Raw genomic sequence first — 3,418 nt, forward strand, 5'->3', positions numbered from 1 at the left:
TCGTGAGGGCGGCCAGGGAGGCGGTCAGCCCGCTCGCCCCGGTGAGGAACACGCCCGCGCCGACGACGACCGCGGCGGCGATGACGACCGGGACGAGGGTCGCGGCGAACTCGTCGGCCCGGTGTGTGACCCCGTGGTCCGCGCTCTGGACGTTCCAGACGACCCGCGTGAGTCGCTCGATGCTGCTGGTCGTTCGCTCGCCGACATCGACCACCGCCGCGTCGGTGGTGACGACCGAGCCCCCGACCACGTCGTCGCCCGCCGTTTTCGAGACCGGGAGCGACTCGCCCGTCACGACGGCCTCGTCGACCGCACACTCGCCCTCGGACAGCGTTCCGTCGACGGGGATGCGCTCGCCCTCCCGGACGAGCACGCGGTCGCCGGACTCGAGATCGGCGACGGGGAGTTCCGTCGTCGAGCCGTCATCGGCGTACAGCCGGGCGGTGTCGACCTGGGAGACGGTGAGATCAGTCAGCCGATCCGTCGCGCGGCGCTTGACCGTCGCCTCGTAGTAGGTCGCACCCATCACGACCGAGGCGACGACGATCGTCAGATCGAAGTACAGATCGGCTCGTCCGAGGGCGGAGACGAGGACGCTGAAGACGTACGCGCTGAGTACCGTCAGGGCCGCGAGCAGGTCCGTCGTGGGCCGTCGGAGTTTCAGGCTGACGTACGCGCCCCGCAGGAGCGGGCCACCGGTCAGGTAGACGATCGCGCCCGTCATGAAGAGAAACAGGGGCAGATACAGCGGCCCGCTGAAGCCGGTGAACGCACCCTCGAAGTGCTCGATCGCCCCCCAGTCGGTAAACGATGTCAGAAACATCGGATAGAGAACGGCCACGAACGGCAACAGGAGGAATGAGCCGAAGACGACACCGACGACGTACCGCATCTCGAGCATGTCCTCCGAGCGGCGCTTCCGGAGTCCGGTCATCTCCCGGGAGCGGCGGGTGCCGCCGGTCTCGTCGTCGGCGCTTGCGTCCTCCCGGAGATACGCCGTGTAACCGAGCGTACTCAACGCGTCCGCGAGCGCGTCGGTCGCGATCCGGTCGGGATCGTGATCGACCCGGATCGTCTCCGTGACGTAACTCGCCTCGGCCTCGAGCACGCCGTCGCGACCCTCGGCGACGGCCTCGAGGAAGGCCTCGCAGGTCGCGGAGTGCATGCCGTCGATCCGGAAAAACGTGCGGACGGTCCCGTCCGGTCGTTCGTCGCCCGGTGCGGTCGCGGTCGGCTGCGGGTCGGTCTGTGGGTCCGTGGATCGTTCGGGGTCGGTGTCCATGGCGGAGCCGTCGCTGTCGTCGGTCGTCCCGAACTCGGCGGCTACGTCTCGGCAGCCGGCCGAACAGAACCCGTCCGGGGCCGACTCGGCGTCGGGTTCCGGACGCGGTGTCCCGCACAGCCGACAGCGGTCGTCGCAGTCGCCGCCCGCGCGTCGATCGCTCACAGTGATAGCTGTGGGTTCGACGGTCATAACAGTGACCGATCGAACCGCCCGCCGAGTCGACAGACTCGCCAGCGAGTCGCGTCCTCCGACGACGGGGTGGCGTCCAGTCCGTTCGCGAGCGGGGACGCCGTCCCGTCGCGGCGCTCAGCGTCGTTCGACGACGGTCCCTTCCTCGCCGACCGCGACCGCTCGCCCGCCGGTGGTCGCCGTCGAAACGGCGATGAGTGCGTCCGGTGCCTGCGTCCCAACCCGGTCCCAGCCGGCCGCGCGCGTTCGTTCGTAGAGGACGCCGTCCGCGTCGCAGACGATCGTCTCCCCCTCGCGGCGAGTGATCCCACAGATCGCTGCATCGCCGACCCGTTCCGGCGTCCACGTCGAGCCGCCGTAGCGGTGGACGACCCCGTCGTCGTCGCTCACCAGACAGTCGCCCCGACCCAGCGTCGCGAGGTTCTCGAGCGTGCCGCCAGCCCCCTCGAGACCGACGCGGTCGAACGATCGGCCGCCGTCGGTCGTCTCGAAGACGCCGTCGTTCGTGTCACAACAGTAGCCGACCGACGCGTCCGCGAGCGCGATCGCGCTCAGGCTCGCGCCGCTGCCCGGCGTGATCGGGTCGTCCCACGCGCACTCGCCGTCGCGATACCGACCGCGGAGGACGGCCCCGGAGCCGGTGCTCAACAGCACCGTCTCGTCGCCGCTCGCCCCGCCGACGGCGACCCCCACCCAGTTGTCGGTGATGTCGGTAGGTGCCGTGTAATCCGTGTGACGGCCCGTCTCGGCCTCGAGTCGGCCCAGCGAACCGCTATCGCCTGCGACCCAGACCGCCTCGCCCCCGTCGGTGGCGTCGACGCCGGTGAGTTCGTCGCCCGCGGCGGCCGGCCCGTCCTCGAGCACGATCGACCACGCGTCGGTGCCGGGACCGTCGGCGGGCGCTCCCGCGAGGACCAGCCCGTTTTCGCCCACCGCGTAGACCGCTCCGGCGTCGGTTATGCAGACGTCCCGGAGCGTCGCATCGGTCGGGACGTCGACGAGGTGCCAGTCAGCGCCGCGGTCGGCCTCGGCCGCCGTGGCCGCTGCGCGCTCGGCACCGGCCCGCTCGAGGGACCGGCCACCCCGGCCCGCGATAGCCGCATCGGCTTCCCCCTCAGCAGCCGCATCACCGTTCCCCTCGGCAGCTGTGTCCCCATCGTTCCGACCCGCCGACGGCCGCCACAGGTAGAGCACGATCGGGGGCACGATGTAGGTGGCCAACGCGAGAGCGATGAATCCGCGATGGAAGACCGCCAACGTCCCGAACGCCGTCAGACCCGCCGTCGCGACCGCGTGGACCCACGTCTTCGTGTAGTCGCGAACGAACGAGACGAAACTGCCGCGAGGGCGCGTATCCTGGGTCGCCATTGGGCGTGGCTGCTCGAGTGAGCGTACCGGACTGGCGCGCAAAAACGTACTGCCGGCACGTCCGCTTCGGGACGGGCGCGGCGTGGACCCGTCAGAACCCGTGCCGGTCGTCGATCAACACGAGCCGCGTGCGGTCGTCGACCCGCTCGTACTCGAGGGAGACGAGTTTGCCGACGACGCTTGCCTGCCCGTAAGCTTCCTTCGCGCGGGCGTCCTCGAGCGGGTAGGCGTACTCCCGGACCCGCTCGACGGCGGTCGCCCAGTCGTCGACGATCTTGTTCGTACTGCCAACCAGTACGAGCGACGCCGCACCGAAGGCCCACGCGCCGACGGCGTTGCCCAGCGCGTTCGCCCCGACCAGTTCACCGGTCTCGGCGATCGCGTTGACGCTGTCGACGAAGACATCGGCGGTGACCGCCTCGCGTCGCGCCTGGAACCGCTCCTCCTCGTCGTCGAGTTCCCGAATGTCCGTTCCGAGGTAGTCGAACCCGTTTTCGGCCTCGAGATCGTCGGTGAAGCCGATCTCCTCAAGCGTCGTTGAGTGGCCGTCCATCACCGACGCTCCCGCGGGGAGTG

Annotated in this window: 3 protein-coding genes (1 of these 3 cut by a window edge); all 3 read right to left on the reverse strand. The window is 70.2% G+C overall.

All coding sequences use genetic code 11. From position 1 onward, the window contains the following. Positions 1–1,474 (reverse strand): P-type ATPase (locus tag C486_RS08280; protein ID WP_008455071.1); only part of this gene is annotated, 1,474 nt, incomplete at its 3' end. 117 nt (positions 1,475–1,591) lie between these two features. Continuing rightward, positions 1,592–2,842: a hypothetical protein gene (locus tag C486_RS08285; protein ID WP_008455073.1), complete on the reverse strand. Its 1,251-nt coding sequence runs from the start codon at positions 2,840–2,842 to the stop codon at positions 1,592–1,594. Positions 2,843–2,933: 91 nt separating this feature from the next. Then, positions 2,934–3,418: the 3' portion of an LUD domain-containing protein gene (locus C486_RS08290; protein WP_008455074.1), read on the reverse strand. It continues 124 nt past the right edge of the window; only the last 485 of its 609 coding nucleotides appear in the window; its start codon lies off the right edge, out of view; it ends in the stop codon at positions 2,934–2,936.

The organism is Natrinema gari JCM 14663 (assembly GCF_000337175.1).
GTDB classification, from domain to species: Archaea; Halobacteriota; Halobacteria; order Halobacteriales; family Natrialbaceae; genus Natrinema; species Natrinema gari.

What these genes read in the sequence shown, in the direction of transcription:
- C486_RS08285 (WP_008455073.1), bottom strand. Translation starts at nt 2,842, where the DNA reads ATGGCGACCCAGGATACGCGCCCTCGCGGCAGTTTCGTCTCGTTCGTT.